General features: G+C 71.8%; 15 protein-coding genes and 1 pseudogene. 9 read left to right on the forward strand and 7 right to left on the reverse strand.

Going from position 1 to position 14,283, the window contains the following annotated elements:
• The first annotated feature begins 58 nt into the window (after window positions 1-58).
• Window positions 59-463, forward strand: coding sequence for a MazG nucleotide pyrophosphohydrolase domain-containing protein (locus ACFV7R_RS22150; protein WP_385265943.1), 405 nt, complete (start codon window positions 59-61; stop codon window positions 461-463).
• 41 nt (window positions 464-504) lie between these two features.
• On the opposite strand, the gene ACFV7R_RS22155 is transcribed toward ACFV7R_RS22150, so the two are convergent.
• Together ACFV7R_RS22155 and ACFV7R_RS22160 are read right to left on the reverse strand one after the other, a co-directional pair.
• Window positions 505-1,734, reverse strand: coding sequence for a cation:proton antiporter (locus ACFV7R_RS22155; RefSeq protein ID WP_385265945.1), 1,230 nt, complete (start codon window positions 1,732-1,734; stop codon window positions 505-507).
• Window positions 1,735-1,738: 4 nt separating this feature from the next.
• Window positions 1,739-2,224, reverse strand: a complete 486-nt coding sequence (locus tag ACFV7R_RS22160) for a cation:proton antiporter regulatory subunit (protein WP_385265947.1) — start codon at window positions 2,222-2,224, stop codon at window positions 1,739-1,741.
• 237 nt (window positions 2,225-2,461) lie between these two features.
• Here ACFV7R_RS22160 and ACFV7R_RS22165 point away from each other — a divergent pair, with 237 nt between their 5' ends.
• Complete coding sequence (locus tag ACFV7R_RS22165) at window positions 2,462-3,409, forward strand: sensor histidine kinase (RefSeq protein WP_385265950.1); 948 nt, start codon at window positions 2,462-2,464, stop codon at window positions 3,407-3,409.
• Window positions 3,409-4,062, forward strand: coding sequence for a response regulator transcription factor (locus tag ACFV7R_RS22170; RefSeq protein WP_129801096.1), 654 nt, complete (start codon window positions 3,409-3,411; stop codon window positions 4,060-4,062). Before ACFV7R_RS22165 ends, ACFV7R_RS22170 begins: the two co-directional genes overlap by 1 nt.
• A gap of 37 nt (window positions 4,063-4,099) precedes the next feature.
• Here the strand turns inward: ACFV7R_RS22170 and ACFV7R_RS22175 are convergent, their stop codons facing one another.
• From ACFV7R_RS22175 to ACFV7R_RS22185, 3 genes and pseudogenes are all read right to left on the reverse strand, one after another.
• Window positions 4,100-4,729 (reverse strand): protein-L-isoaspartate O-methyltransferase, encoded by a 630-nt coding sequence (locus ACFV7R_RS22175; protein WP_385265953.1) that lies wholly within the window; start codon window positions 4,727-4,729, stop codon window positions 4,100-4,102.
• Window positions 4,730-4,802: 73 nt separating this feature from the next.
• Window positions 4,803-4,970, reverse strand: a complete 168-nt coding sequence (locus tag ACFV7R_RS22180; RefSeq protein ID WP_385266329.1) for a hypothetical protein — start codon at window positions 4,968-4,970, stop codon at window positions 4,803-4,805.
• A 70-nt stretch (window positions 4,971-5,040) separates the two neighbouring features.
• Window positions 5,041-5,406, reverse strand: a pseudogene (locus tag ACFV7R_RS22185) (alpha/beta fold hydrolase); the annotation flags it as partial.
• Window positions 5,407-5,750: 344 nt separating this feature from the next.
• Here ACFV7R_RS22185 and miaB point away from each other — a divergent pair.
• Entirely contained in the window at window positions 5,751-7,280 is a 1,530-nt protein-coding gene (miaB, locus tag ACFV7R_RS22190) for a tRNA (N6-isopentenyl adenosine(37)-C2)-methylthiotransferase MiaB (RefSeq protein WP_385265955.1), read from the forward strand.
• A 66-nt stretch (window positions 7,281-7,346) separates the two neighbouring features.
• A complete protein-coding gene (locus ACFV7R_RS22195) occupies window positions 7,347-8,075 on the forward strand; it encodes a class III extradiol dioxygenase subunit B-like domain-containing protein (RefSeq protein WP_385265957.1) in 729 nt (242 codons plus the stop codon).
• Window positions 8,076-8,203: 128 nt separating this feature from the next.
• On the opposite strand, the gene ACFV7R_RS22200 is transcribed toward ACFV7R_RS22195, so the two are convergent.
• Complete coding sequence (locus ACFV7R_RS22200) at window positions 8,204-8,473, reverse strand: antitoxin (protein ID WP_129801091.1); 270 nt, start codon at window positions 8,471-8,473, stop codon at window positions 8,204-8,206.
• A gap of 24 nt (window positions 8,474-8,497) precedes the next feature.
• The gene (locus tag ACFV7R_RS22205) at window positions 8,498-8,776 is read right to left on the reverse strand and encodes a hypothetical protein (RefSeq protein WP_385265959.1); all 279 of its coding nucleotides are present in this window, start codon (window positions 8,774-8,776) and stop codon (window positions 8,498-8,500) included.
• Between the two features lie 182 nt (window positions 8,777-8,958).
• Here ACFV7R_RS22205 and miaA point away from each other — a divergent pair, with 182 nt between their 5' ends.
• The 4 genes from miaA to ACFV7R_RS22225 all read left to right on the forward strand — a co-directional run bounded on the left by miaA (window position 8,959) and on the right by ACFV7R_RS22225 (window position 14,131).
• The gene (miaA, locus tag ACFV7R_RS22210) at window positions 8,959-9,897 is read left to right on the forward strand and encodes a tRNA (adenosine(37)-N6)-dimethylallyltransferase MiaA (protein ID WP_385265962.1); all 939 of its coding nucleotides are present in this window, start codon (window positions 8,959-8,961) and stop codon (window positions 9,895-9,897) included.
• Between the two features lie 108 nt (window positions 9,898-10,005).
• Window positions 10,006-10,512 carry a hypothetical protein gene (locus tag ACFV7R_RS22215; protein WP_129801169.1) on the forward strand — a complete coding sequence of 169 codons (507 nt, stop codon included), beginning with the start codon at window positions 10,006-10,008 and terminating at the stop codon, window positions 10,510-10,512.
• A 306-nt stretch (window positions 10,513-10,818) separates the two neighbouring features.
• A complete protein-coding gene (dapF, locus tag ACFV7R_RS22220) occupies window positions 10,819-11,688 on the forward strand; it encodes a diaminopimelate epimerase (RefSeq protein WP_385265964.1) in 870 nt (289 codons plus the stop codon).
• Between the two features lie 244 nt (window positions 11,689-11,932).
• Entirely contained in the window at window positions 11,933-14,131 is a 2,199-nt protein-coding gene (locus tag ACFV7R_RS22225; protein ID WP_385265967.1) for a RelA/SpoT family protein, read from the forward strand.
• The last annotated feature ends 152 nt before the right edge of the window (window positions 14,132-14,283 follow it).

Consider the following 14,283-nt stretch of genomic DNA (forward strand, 5'->3'; position numbering starts at 1 on the left):
GTGCTGACCAGGGCCGGAATCACACGGGGTTGTCACAGACGGCCGTTAGAGTCGGCGTATGAGCTCCTCGCCCGCCGACCTGGTCCGTGAATTCCACCTCGCCTTCGGCCTCGACGTCCGCACCGCCCCGACGCAGATCCCGCAGGCGCAGGCAGCGCACCGCGGTGAACTGCTGGCGGAGGAGGCCGCGGAGGTCGCCGAGGTGTCGGTGACCGGACCGCTCGACCGGCTCGCGCACGAACTGGCGGACGTCGTCTACGTGGCGTACGGCACGGCGCTCGTGCACGGTATCGACCTGGACCAGGTCATAGCCGAGATCCACCGTTCCAACATGACCAAGCTGGGCCCCGACGGCCAGGTCGCCCGCCGCGCCGACGGCAAGGTCCTCAAGGGGGAGCACTACGAGGCACCGGACGTGACGGGGGCTCTGCGCCGCCAGGGGTGGGAGCCCGGCGACGCGTGAGCGGCGGGGCGGCTCAGTTCCCACCGGCTCAGTCCCCACCCTCAGTCCCCCACCGGTGCCTCCGCCCTGGCATCCTCCGGCGGCCGTACCGGCCTCGGCATGTCCTTGCCGCCCCGGAAGCGGCGGCTCCATCGCATGGCGAGCGGCTCGGTGTACCGCGCGGTGATCGGACCGAGGATCACCAGGATGAGGACGTACGCCGTGGCCAGGGGACCCAGCGACGGTTCGATGCCGGCGGTGACCGCCAGCCCGGCGATGACGATCGAGAATTCGCCGCGGGCCACCAGCGCGCCGCCCGTGCGCCAGCGGCCCTTGACGGAGATCCCGGCCCGCCGGGCGGCCCAGTAGCCGGTGGCGATCTTCGTGAGGGCCGTGACGGCGGCCAGCCCCAGGGCGGGCAGCAGGACGGGCGGGATGCTCGCCGGGTCGGTGTGCAGCCCGAAGAAGACGAAGAAGACCGCGGCGAACAGGTCCCTCAACGGACTCAGCAGCGTGTGGGCGCCCTCCGCGACCTCCCCGGACAGCGCGATGCCCACCAGGAACGCGCCCACCGCCGCGGACACCTGCAGCTGCTGGGCGAGACCCGCGACGAGGATCGTCAGACCCAGCACGACGAGCAGCAGCTTCTCCGGATCGTCGCTGGAGACGAACCGCGAGATCACCCGGCCGTAGCGCACGGCCGCGAACAGGACGAGTCCCGCCACACCCAGCGCGATCGCCAGCGTCACGCTGCCGGCCGCCAGTCCTGCCCCGGCCACCACCGCGGTGACGATGGGCAGGTACACGGCCATCGCCAGGTCCTCCAGGACAAGGACGCTGAGGATCACCGGTGTCTCGCGGTTGCCGATCCGGCCCAGCTCGCCGAGCACCTTGGCGATGACCCCGGACGACGAGATCCAGGTGACGCCCGCCAGCACAACGGCGGCCACCGGACCCCAGCCCAGCAGCAGCGCGACCACGGCACCCGGCAGGGCGTTGAGCGCGAAGTCGACCAGCCCCGCCGGGTAGTGGGCCTTGAGGTTGGTGACGAGATCGCTGGCCGTGTATTCGAGGCCGAGCATCAACAGCAGCAGGATGACGCCGATCTCGGCACCGGTGGCGATGAACCCCTCGCTCGCGCCGAGTGGCAGCAGACCACCCTCGCCGAAGGCCAGGCCGGCCAGAAGGTAGAGCGGGATGGCGGAGAAGCCCAGCCGGGCGGCCAGCCGGCCGAGCAGACCGAGGCCGAGCAGGAGGGAACCGAACTCGATCAGCAGGATCGCGGAGTGCACCGGTTCACTCCCGCCCGAGTATCGCGGCGGCGGCGTCGACGCCCTCGCGGGTGCCGATGACGATCAGGGTGTCTCCGCCCGCGAGCCGGAAGGCCGGCGTCGGGGACGGGATCGCCTCGGCCCGCCGCAGCACGGCCACGACGGACGCGCCGGTCTCGGTCCGCATCCGGGTGTCGCCCAGGACCCGCCCGTTCCAGTGGGAGGTCGCGCCCACCTCGATGCGCTCGGCCACCAGCCCCAGGTCCGTCGGGGAGAGCAGGCTGCTGCTGTGGTGGGACGGCTGCAGTGCGTCGATCAGCGCGCCGGCCTCGGCGCCGGTGAGCCGCAACGACTGGGCGCAGGAGTCCGGGTCGTCGGTTCGGTAGACGTTCACCGTCCGGGTGCCGTCGCGGTGGGCCACCACGGACAGATGGCGGTGTTCCCGGGTCTGAAGGTCGTACTGGACCCCGATCCCCGGCAGCGGCGTCGCCCTCAGGCGTGGAGCAGACACGTTTCTTCCCCTTGTTGATCGTTCCTGCGCTCTGGGGCTTCCCGGCCCCGGAACACTGCGCCGAGCCGCCATGCTGTCATCCGCCCGTACGGTGGTGACATGGGTGTCAGCACGGATGGACGGGGTCGGCGAGGAGCGGAGAGGCTGGTCAGGGCTGTGCCGTCGACTGAGGCGGGGGAGCGGTCGGCCGGCGTTGCGCTGCCGAACGTCATGACCGGGAGAGGAGTCACCAGAGGCGTGTCGCTGTTCTGGCGGATCTTCTCCCTGAACGCCGCCGGCCTGATCGTGGCCGCCGCCCTGCTGCTCGGCCCGGTCACCGTGTCGACCCCGGTGCTGCCGGGCGAGGCGCTGGTCGTCGTCGGCGGGCTCGCCGCGCTGCTGGCGGTCAACGCGGTCGTGCTGCGGGTCGGGCTGGCCCCGCTGGCCGCCCTGGGCCGCGCCATGGCCACGGCGGACCTGCTACGGCCGGGCACCCGGCCCGAGGTCGCCGGCCCCGCGGAGGCGGCGACGCTCATCACGACGTACAACACGATGCTCGACCGGCTCGAGACCGAACGCGCCACCAGCGCCGCCCGCGCGCTGTCCGCCCAGGAGAGCGAACGCCATCGCATCGCCCGTGAACTCCACGACGAGGTCGGCCAGACCCTGACCGCCGTGCTCCTCCAGCTCAAGCGGCTCGCGGACCGGGCCCCCGACGAGCTGCGGGACGAAGTGGGCCACGCGCAGGAGGCCACCCGCGCCGGTCTCGACGAGATCCGGCGTATCGCCCGCCGCCTGCGCCCCGGTGTCCTCGAGGAACTCGGCCTGGCCAGCGCCCTGCGCGCGCTCGCGACCGAGTTCACCGCGCACGGACTGACCGTGCGCCACGACGTCCACGGCGATCTCCCTCCGCTCCCCCAGGAGACCGAACTGGTGGTCTACCGGGTTGCCCAGGAAGGCCTCACCAACACCGCCCGGCACTCGGGTGCCGACCGCGCCGAACTCCGGCTCGAGCCGGTCGCGGACGGTGTCGAGCTCCTCGTGCGCGACAACGGCAACGGTCTCGGTGCGAGGCCGGAAGGAGCCGGAATCGGCGGGATGCGTGAGCGTGCGCTGCTGGTCGGCGCGGTGCTCACCCTCGAACCGGCGCCCGAGCAGGGCACCGACGTACGTCTGCGGATACCGCTCACGGCAGGGAGTCGCTGATGTCGTCCCCGATCCGGGTCCTGCTCGCCGACGACCACACGCTCGTACGCCGTGGGGTGCGCCTCATCCTGGACGGCGAACCGGATCTGACGGTCGTCGCCGAGGCGGGCGACGGCGCCGAGGCAGTTGCGCTCGCGCGCGCGGGCGAGGTGGACCTGGCCGTCCTGGACGTCGCGATGCCCCGCATGACCGGTCTGCAGGCGGCCCGGGAACTCTCACAGCGACTGCCCGCCCTGCGGATCCTGATCCTCACGATGTACGACAACGAGCAGTACTTCTTCGAGGCCCTGCGGGCCGGGGCCTGCGGCTACGTCCTGAAGTCCGTCGCCGACCGCGACCTCGTCGACGCCTGCCGGGCGGCGATGCGCGACGAACCCTTCATCTACCCCGGCGCCGAGCGCGCCCTCGTCCGCTCCTACCTGGACCGCCTGCACCGCGGAGACGGTCTGCCGGCGCGCGCCATCACCGAGCGCGAGGAGGAGATCCTCAAGCTCGTCGCCGAGGGCCACTCGTCCAAGGAGATCGGCGAGCTGCTCTTCATCAGCGTGAAGACGGTCGAACGCCACCGCGCCAATCTCCTGCACAAACTCGGCATGCGCGACCGTCTGGAACTCACCCGCTACGCGATCCGCTCCGGGCTCGTCGAGCCGTGACCGCTTGAATCGCCCGGGACACCGTCCTTATCGGCACTCACGGCAGTGCCGGATCGTCCGGCGGGAAGCCGTATCGCCCCAGCAGCCGGACGAAGCAGGCCGCGCTCAGCACCCGCAACTGCTCCAGCCCCGCTGCGGTGCGCTCGAAGCACACCACCTGCTCGTGTCCGCCCGGCCCGATCGGCTGGACCAGGCGGCCGCCCGGCCGCACCTGCGCGACCAGCGGCGCGGGCACCTCCGGGAACGCGGCCGACACGAGGACTGCGTCGTAGGGAGCGCGGTCCGGCACGCCGCCGCTACCGTCACCGACCCGCAGTTCCACGTTCCGTACGCCCTGGCGGGCGAGATTCACACGGCCCTGCGTGGCGATGTCGGGCCGCATCTCGATGCTGACCACGTCAGCGGCCAGCCGGGCGAGCAGCGCGGTCTGGAAGCCCAGACCGGTACCGACCTCGAGGACGTGTTCGCCCCCGCCCAGAGCAAGGCTCTCGATCATCATGGCGGACAGCGACGGCTGCGTGGTGACCTGTCCCTGCCCGATGGCAACGGGTACGTCCTGGTAGGCGGCGGCCACCTGACCGGGCGGGACGAATCCCGCCCGGGGCGTCGTTCGTACGGCCTCAAGCAGCCGCTCGTCCCTGATCCCGGCGGCTCTGAGAGCTCGCACGAGGTCCTCGGGCTCCCTGGGGACGGAGTTCACGGGCGGGTCACCACACCACCAGGCTAGGCGCCCCGACCGGTCAGCCGACGAAGCGTTTGACGAAGGCGAGGGCGGTCTCGGCGACCTCACGCCGGCCGTTGTCGATGGTGAGGGCATGGCCGCGCCCCGGCATTTCGGTGATCTCGGTCACCGCGTGCTCGTTGCGGGCGTCCTTCTTGTACGAGGCGTTCGCGACGGCCCACGGCACGGTGTGGTCCTTCTCGCCGGAAATGATCAGGAGAGGGCCCGCGTTCGGGTGCGAGGGTGTCGACCTTCACCAGGACGGCGCTCGCTGGCGCGCAGCGACGAGATCGGCAACGGCAGCACACCGCGGAAGGCGCAGGGTCGATGGCGACGGACGCCGCCGACAGCCCGAGGCCGGCGATCATCCGGGTGATGAGGCCGCCGAAGGAATGGCCGATGACGACGGGCGGGCGCTCCAACTTTCCGATGAGGTCCGCGAAGTGGTCGGCGACCTGACCGACGCTCTTGCCCGCGAAGACCTCGGGGTGCGCGTTGGCCTCGGCCACGGTGTCGGGGTCGTCGGGCCGGCCGGGGGTCAGGGGCGCGTATCCGGCCTCTTCGAAGACCGCCGCCCAGCGGTCCCCACTGCTGGGCAGCAGCCACAGACCATGGACGAACACGACGGGGTGCGGTCGCCCGCGTTGATGCGCGCGATCTGCTCGAGGCCATCGACTGTCGACAGGGAGGGGTTCTCACCCGGGATGGGCAGCACGGGCTCAGGCTGAGGTGACAGTGCGCGCGGCGGCCTCGATCAGACCGGTCACCGCGCGCGTCCGGACGGCTGTGGAGCGGGATCAGGTCGCACGCTGTGACGGCACGGTGCGCGCGGATTGCCCGTACGCGCACGGCGTTGTGCCGTCGGTGCACGGAAGCGGACCGCCGCGTTCGGCGTCTCACAGCCGGCGCCGCACGGTCGGTTCACGGCGGCGGAAGGGGCTCTCCCGGGACCGCCTACTCTTGAGGCATGACCAGCAGCAGCGACCGGAGCCTCGCAGTGGACGTTCAAGCACCCAAGAGCTACGAAATCCGCACCTACGGGTGCCAGATGAACGTCCATGATTCCGAGCGACTGGCCGGTCTGCTGGAGGACGCCGGCTATGTGCGCGCGCCGGAGGGGGCGGACGGCGACGCGGACGTCGTCGTCTTCAACACCTGCGCCGTACGCGAGAACGCCGACAACCGGCTGTACGGCAACCTCGGCCACCTCGCGCCGAAGAAGGCCAAGCGGCCCGGCATGCAGATCGCGGTCGGCGGCTGTCTCGCGCAGAAGGACCGCGACACCATCGTGAAGAGGGCGCCCTGGGTGGACGTCGTCTTCGGCACGCACAACATCGGCAAGCTGCCGGTCCTGCTGGAACGCGCGCGCGTCCAGGAAGAAGCGCAGGTCGAGATCGCCGAGTCGCTCGAAGCCTTCCCGTCAACGCTGCCGACGCGGCGCGAGAGCGCCTACGCGGCCTGGGTGTCGATCTCCGTCGGGTGCAACAACACCTGCACCTTCTGCATCGTCCCCGCGCTGCGCGGCAAGGAGAAGGACCGCCGCCCCGGCGACATCCTGGCCGAGGTCGAGGCGCTGGTCGCCGAGGGTGTCTCCGAGATCACGCTGCTCGGCCAGAACGTCAACGCGTACGGCTCCGACATCGGCGACCGGGAAGCCTTCAGCAAGCTGCTGCGGGCCTGCGGGAAGATCGAGGGCCTGGAGCGCGTCCGCTTCACCTCTCCGCACCCGCGCGACTTCACCGACGACGTCATCGCCGCCATGGCCGAGACGCCGAACGTGATGCCGCAGCTGCACATGCCGCTCCAGTCGGGTTCGGACACCGTCCTGAAGGCGATGCGCCGCTCCTACCGCCAGGAGCGCTACCTGGGGATCATCGAGAAGGTCCGCGCCGCCATCCCGCACGCCGCGATCACCACCGACATCATCGTGGGCTTCCCGGGCGAGACGGAGGAGGACTTCGAGCAGACCCTGCACGTGGTGCGCGAGGCCCGCTTCGCCCAGGCGTTCACCTTCCAGTACTCCAAGCGCCCCGGCACTCCGGCCGCCGAGATGGACAACCAGATCCCCAAGGAGGTCGTCCAGGCGCGCTACGAGCGTCTCGTCGCCCTCCAGGAGGAGATCTCCTGGGACGAGAACAAGAAGCAGGTCGGCCGCACCCTGGAGCTGATGGTCGCTGAGGGAGAGGGCCGCAAGGACGGCGCCACCCACCGCCTCTCCGGCCGCGCCCCCGACAACCGCCTGGTCCACTTCACCAAGCCGGAGCAGGAGGTACGCCCCGGCGACGTGGTCACCGTCGAGGTCACCTACGCCGCCCCGCACCACCTCCTCGCCGAGGGCCCCGTCCTCGACGTGCGTCGCACGCGCGCGGGTGACGCCTGGGAGAAGCGGAACGCGGCCCAGGCGGCCAAGCCGGCCGGTGTGCTGCTCGGGCTGCCGAAGGTCGGCGTGCCCGCCCCGCTGCCGGTCGCCTCGGGCAGTGGCTGCGGCTGCGACTGACCTCGCACCTCGGCGGAGCAGGTCCCACGCGCGCGTGGCACCCTCTTCGGAGCTACTCTGCCGATCATGCTTGTCGCCGCCGCAGTATGCCCCTGCCCGCCGCTCCTCGTGCCCGGCATCGCATCAGGTGCCGCACCCGAGCTGGAGGCCGCTCGTGCCGCGTGCACGGACGCCGTGGGGCTGCTCGCCGCCGCCCGGCCCGACCGGCTGGTGGTCGTGGGGCCCGAGCCGGCGGGCGGCGCCGAGTCGTACCTGACGTATCCGGAGGGCACCCGCGGCTCGTTCCGTGGCTTCGGCGTGGGACTCGACGTACGGCTGGGCCGGGAGAAGGCCGCCGACGCGGAGGTGCAGCGTGAGCTTCCGCCGTCGCTCGCGGTCGCGGCATGGCTGCTGGAGCGGACCGGATGGTCGGACGCCCCGATCGAGGGACTCGGCGTGGGGGAACCGCTCGGGCCCGAGCGGTGTATCGATATCGGAAGGGACACAGCCGCGCAGGCCGAGCGGGTGGCCCTGCTGGTGATGGGCGACGCCAGCGCGTGCCGTTCGCTGAAGGCGCCGGGCTATCTCGACGAGCGGGCGGAGCCCTTCGACACGTCGGTCGCGCGTGCGCTGGGGGCGGCGGACGTCGCGGCCCTCGAGGCGCTGGACGTGGGACTGGCGCGGCAGTTGAAGGCGTCGGGCCGGGCGCCCTGGCAGGTGCTCGCGGGCGCGGCCGAGGGCACCGGGCTCGCGGGCGCGCTGCTGTACGAGGACGCGCCGTACGGGGTGGGGTACGTGGTGGCGGCCTGGTCGTAGGGGGCGTCCGGAAACAACGGCGTCCGGAAACAACGGGGGGCGTGCGGAAACGCGGCGGAGGCGTGCGGAAACGGCGAACGGCCGGGAGCGTTCTGCTCCGCGGCCGCCCGTCGTGTGCCGTGTGCCTTTCAGGAGACCGGCGGCGGTGGGCCCGGCGGTGTGGCGGGGCCTTCTCCCGTGTCGGTACGGTCCTTGTGCGCGAGTCGGTCCATGGCGCCCTTGGCCTTGTCGGTGCCCGTGTGGATCCTGTCGCTGTACTTGCCCTTGGTCCGCTCGTCGACGACCTTCGCGGCCTTGTCGATGCCGTGCTGGATCTTGTCCCCGTGCTGCTGTGCGAGATCAGAGACCTTGCCCTTGGCCGGGGTGAGCTTGGCCTTCAGATTGTCCAAGAGTCCCATGGTTCACCTTCCCTCGCGGGAACTCTACGTGTGGGCGCCCTCGTCGGCCTCGCTGTCGGCCGCCTTCCCGGCCGACTGCTGCTGGGGGATCCCGACCGCTTCCGGGCCGGTGCCGTCGCCCTCGTCCGTCGCCGTGGCCGTCTTCGTACCGGCCCCGGCTTCGGCCTCCGCCTCCGTCGTCCCTTTCGCTTCCCCAGCCTCATCCGCCTCGAACCCCGCCGACGGCGTGTCGGCGTGGGCCTCGGCGGTCGCCGCCTCCTCCTTGGCCTTCGACCTTCGGAGAAGTCGCGCAAAAACGCCCATATCAACTCCATACGTTACTCGTGCGGGCGAAATCCCGCGTAGCCCGGTGCGTCCGGTTGCATCGCCCCGGTCACCGCCTCTGTGCACTGGCGGCGAGAACCTCGCAACGGGCAACGACCCCGGACTCCCGCCGTCACGTAACTCGTTCGAGGGCGGGGCCGGAGGTTTGCGAGACTGGTGCAGTGAGTAGCGCACCCCCCACCCCCTGCGTCATCGCCGTCGTCGGACCGACCGCGGCCGGAAAGTCCGATCTGGGCATCCACCTGGCCCGGGAACTCGGTGGGGAGGTTGTCAACGCCGACTCCATGCAGCTCTACCGAGGGATGGACATCGGCACCGCCAAGCTGACGCCCGAGGAGCGGGCCGGTATCCCGCACCACCTCCTGGACATCTGGGACGTGACCGTCACGGCCTCTGTTGCGGAGTACCAGCGGCTCGCCCGGGAGCGGATCGACGCGCTGCTCGACCAGGGCCGCTGGCCGATCCTGGTCGGCGGGTCCGGCCTGTACGTCCGCGGGGCCGTCGACAACCTGGAGTTCCCCGGCACCGACCCCGAGGTCAGGGCTCTGCTGGAGGAGGAACTCGCACTGCGCGGCTCCGGCGCGCTGCACGCCCGCCTCGCCGCCGCGGATCCCGAGGCCGCGCGCGCGATCCTGCCGAGCAACGGCCGTCGTATCGTCCGGGCGCTGGAGGTGATCGAGATCACCGGCAGGCCCTTCACCGCCAACCTCCCCGGCCATGACTCCGTGTACGACACCGTCCAGATCGGCGTCGACGTGGCGCGTCCCGAGCTGGACGAGCGCATCGCCCGCCGGGTCGACCGGATGTGGGAGGCGGGGCTGGTCGAGGAAGTGCGCGCACTTGAGGCGCAGGGGTTGCGCGAGGGGCGTACGGCGTCGCGTGCACTCGGCTACCAGCAGGTTCTCGCGGCGCTCGCCGGCGAGTGCACGCTGGACGAGGCGCGGGCCGAGACCGTCCGTGCCACCAAGCGCTTCGCGCGCCGTCAGGATTCGTGGTTCAGACGGGATCCCCGGGTGCACTGGCTGAGTGGGGCTGCGGCGGATCTCACGGAACTTCCGCACCTCGCTCTGGCGTTGGTCGAACGACCGGTTACAGCCTGATCACGTGATGGCATCGGGACGCTCCGGCCGTCATCCGGGCCTCTGACGCCGTGCCATCATCGAGCTTCGATCGACCAAGTGGAGTCCAAGTTGGGAGGGCGCGTGGCGATGGAGGCCGGCCCTCGCGACACCGCACAAGGCCCCGAGCGCGCCACCACCGAGCGTGGCGAACCGGAGCGGGACGCCGACGGCCGTCTGAGCCCCGACGGGCTCGACGAGACACCGGACGGCATGACCGACGACGGCCCCGAGCCCGACGAGATGTTCGTCGGCGGACCCGAGGTCGAGGTCGAACTGCGCCCCCAGCGCCGGCTGCGCCTGTGGCAGCTCGCGCCCATCGTGGGCCTGGCCGCGCTCGGCTCCCTGATGTTCGCGTTCCCGCTGGCCTTCGACTTCGGCGACAGCGGGGCCGTGATCGCCATGCTGGGGCTGCTGATCTGCTCCTGCGCGGCCGGGTGGGGCATGATGGCCGCGCGCAAGGTGGGCTACACCTGGCCGGGGCTGCCGCAGCGAGGATCGGGCCGGCGCCCGGACTGGCGAGTGGTGCTGGCCTACATGATCGTGGTCGCCGCCGTGGTGGTGCTGGCCGTCTGGCGAGTGGCCCGACTCCGCTGACCGGCTGGCCGCCGCGTGACCGGGTGGGTTGCTGCCGCTGACGAGTCGGGTCGCCGGTGACCGTGTAGTTGCTCCGTGACCACCTGGGCCGCCGCGTGACCGCGTGGGTCGCTGCTGCTGACCAGTCGGTTGCCGCGTGACCGCGTGGGTCGCTCCGTGATCACATGGCCGCGCGAGACCCGGCCCGCGCGATGTGACGTGGGCCGCGCGCCGTGGTCTGGGCCGCCCGTGACCTGGGCCACGTGCCGTGACCGCTTGGCCCGCCCGTGCCCCCCGGCTGTCGTACCCACCCCGTACGATCGAGGAATGAGCACGCGGATCGCCTTCCTCAAGGGGCACGGCACCGAGAACGACTTCGTGATCGTCCCGGACCCCGAGAACACCCTTGACCTGCCCCCCGCCGCCGTCGCCGCCCTGTGCGACCGTCGTGCGGGCATCGGCGGTGACGGGCTGCTGCACGTCGTGCGGTCCGCCGCACACCCCGAGGCCAGGGAGATGGCGGCCGAGGCCGAGTGGTTCATGGACTACCGCAACGGCGACGGATCCATCGCGGAGATGTGCGGCAACGGCGTGCGTGTGTTCGCGCGCTACCTCCAGCATGCCGGGCATGTGGCCGAAGGGGACATCACCGTCGCCACGCGAGGGGGCGTGAAGACCGTGCACCTCGCCAAGGACGGTGACATCACTGTCGGCATGGGCAAGGCGCTGCTCCCCGACGGGGACGTCACGGTGAGCGTGGGCGAGCGCAGCTGGCCCGCGCGGAACGTGAACATGGGCAACCCGCATGCGGTCGCCTTCGTCGAGGAGCTCGCCCAGGCCGGCGACCTGTTCGCGCCGCCGCCGTTCAGCCCGGCCTCCGCCTACCCGGACGGGGTGAACGTCGAGTTCGTCGTCGACCGCGGCCCCCGGCACGTCGCGATGCGCGTGCACGAGCGCGGCGCCGGCGAGACCCGCTCCTGCGGCACGGGCGCATGCGCCGTCGCGGTGGCGACCGCCCGGCGGGACGGCGCCGACCCGGCTGTCACCGGGACTCCGGCGACGTACACCGTCGACGTCCTCGGCGGACGCCTCGTGATCACCGAACGGCCCGACGGCGAGATCGAGATGACCGGCCCCGCGGTGATCGTCGCCGAGGGCGAGATCGACGGGGAGTGGCTGGCGGGCGCCGTCCGCTGAAAGGGCGGCCCTGGAGCGCGTGTTCGACGCCAGGCCCGCTCCAACTCGCGTTGTCGGCAGCCGTAAACCTCCAAACCCTCGCTCGAATGGGTGATCCGTTTCACGCTGGGCGAGAGGCGGTCCATCGCGCGTGATGGGCTCGGTAGCATCAAGCACCGGCCCGGACGGGGGAGAAGACGCCGACCCCTGAGCCGTGTCCGCCATGGGGCACCCCGTTCGCCGGTCCACGCAGCCGGAGGTGCCCATGAGTGCGGAGGCCACGAACCCTGCGAGCCCAGGCGCGGTGACGGGCCCCGGCACAGGCCCGGTGGCGCCCGCGGCGCCGCGCCGCAGGTCGCTCCCCCGGATCGACCTGCGCCGACTGGGGCGCGCCGCACTGCTCGGCTCCGCCACCCGCGACCGACTGCCCGACGCCATCGGCCACGTGGTCGACGCGCACCGCGCCCACCACCCCGACGCCGACCTGGAACCCCTGCGCCGCGCCTACGTGCTCGCGGAGTCCTCGCACCGCGGCCAGATGCGCAAGAGCGGCGAGCCGTACATCACGCATCCGCTCGCCGTCACCCTGATCCTCGCCGAACTCGGTGCGGAAACCACCACGTTGACCGCCTCTCTCCTCCACGACACCGTCGAGGACACCGAGGTGACCCTCGATCAGGTCGGCGAGCAGTTCGGCGAGGAGGTCCGCTATCTCGTCGACGGCGTCACGAAGTTGGAGAAGGTCGACTACGGGGCGGCCGCCGAGCCCGAGACCTTCCGCAAGATGCTCGTCGCCACCGGCAACGACGTCCGCGTGATGTCGATCAAACTCGCCGACCGGCTGCACAACATGCGCACGCTCGGCGTGATGCGCCCCGAGAAACAGGCCCGGATCGCGAAGGTCACCCGGGACGTTCTCATTCCGCTCGCCGAACGGCTCGGTGTCCAGGCGCTCAAGACCGAACTCGAGGACCTGGTGTTCGCCATCCTCCACCCCGAGGAGTACGAACACACACGGGAGTTGATCGTCGAGAACGCGGCGCGCCCCGACGACCCCCTCACCGAGATCGCCGACGAGATGCGCAGCGTGCTGCGCGAGGCCGGCATCCAGGCCGAAGTCCTCATCCGGCCCCGGCACTTCGTCTCCCTGCACCGCATCTCCCGCAAGCGCGGCCGACTGCGCGGCACCGACTTCGGCCGCATCCTGGTCCTGGTGAACGAGGACGCCGACTGCTACGGCGTCCTGGGCGAACTGCACACCTGTATGACGCCCGTCGTATCGGAGTTCAAGGACTTCATCGCCGTACCGAAGTTCAACCTGTACCAGTCGCTGCACACCGCAGTCGCCCTTCCCCGGGCCCGACCGGACTCGCCCGGGGGCACCGCCATGGATCGCCAGGTCGTCGAGGTCCTCATCCGCACCCACCAGATGCACAAGGTCGCCGAGGCCGGTGTCGTGGCGCTCGGCAACCCCTACGCTCCTCCCTCGGAGGAGCAGTCCCCGGCCGACGGCGAGCGCGTCGACCCCACCCGGCCCGGCTGGCTCTCCCGCCTCCTCGACTGGCAGCAGTCCGCGCCCGACCCCGACACCTTCTGGTCCACCCTGCGCGAGGACCTCGCCCAGGACCGCGAGATCACCGTCTTCCGCCCCGACGGCGGCACCCTCGGCCTGCCCGAGGGCGCCACCTGCGTGGACGCCGCGTACGCGCAGTACGGCGAGGACGCGCACGCATGCATCGGCGCCCGGGTCAACGGCCGCCTGGCGACGCTGAGCACAGTCCTGAAGGACGGCGACACCGTCCAGCTCCTCATGGGCCAGGACCCCGCCTCCGAGCCCTCCCGGGAGTGGCTGGAGCACGCGCACACGCCCGCCGCCCGCATCGCCATCCAGCGCTGGATCGCGACCCATCCGGCGCCCGCGCCGGCGGACGCCGAGACGCCGACCCGGACACCCCCCGTCGCCGAAGCCGCCCCCAGGCGTGCTGCCGACGGTCCCGCACCGCGCACCGCAGCCGACGCCGTCGTCGTCGACCGGCCCGGCGCGAGCGTGCGGCTCGCCGGCTGCTGTACGCCCGTACCGCCCGACGAGATCACCGCGTTCGTCGTGCGCGGGGGAGTGGTGACCGTGCACCGCGTCGGGTGCGCCGCGGTGGTCCGGATGAAGAGTGCGGGGCGCGCCGAGGTCGGCGTGCGCTGGGGCGACACCGCCGAGTGCCGCGTCACCCTCGTCGCCGAATCGTTCGGCCGACCCCATCTCCTCGCCGACCTCACCGAGGCCATCGCCCTCGAGGGCGCCGAGATCGTCTCGGCCACCGTCGAACCCCCGAGCCAGCAGCGCGTACGCCACACGTACACGCTCCTGCTCGCGGACGCGGCCCAGCTGCCCTCCCTCATGCGCGCGATGCGCAATGTGCCGGGGGTGTACGAGGTGAGCCGGGCACAGCATCACGCGCCGACGTGGTGAGGCTCGCGGGGCCTGCACGGCGTGAGCTGCCGCGCCCGGCTCGGCTCCGAGCCGGCTCCGAGGCCCCTTGAGTCATGTACAGAGCCCGTTCGGGTGGGCCCCGGCGCGCGTCGTAGCCGTGCGGTACGGGCGTGCTGGTAGCCGTGGGGGCC

The sequence above is a fragment of the Streptomyces sp. NPDC059866 genome (genome assembly GCF_042731325.1).
Lineage (GTDB): Bacteria > Actinomycetota > Actinomycetes > Streptomycetales > Streptomycetaceae > Streptomyces > Streptomyces flavusporus.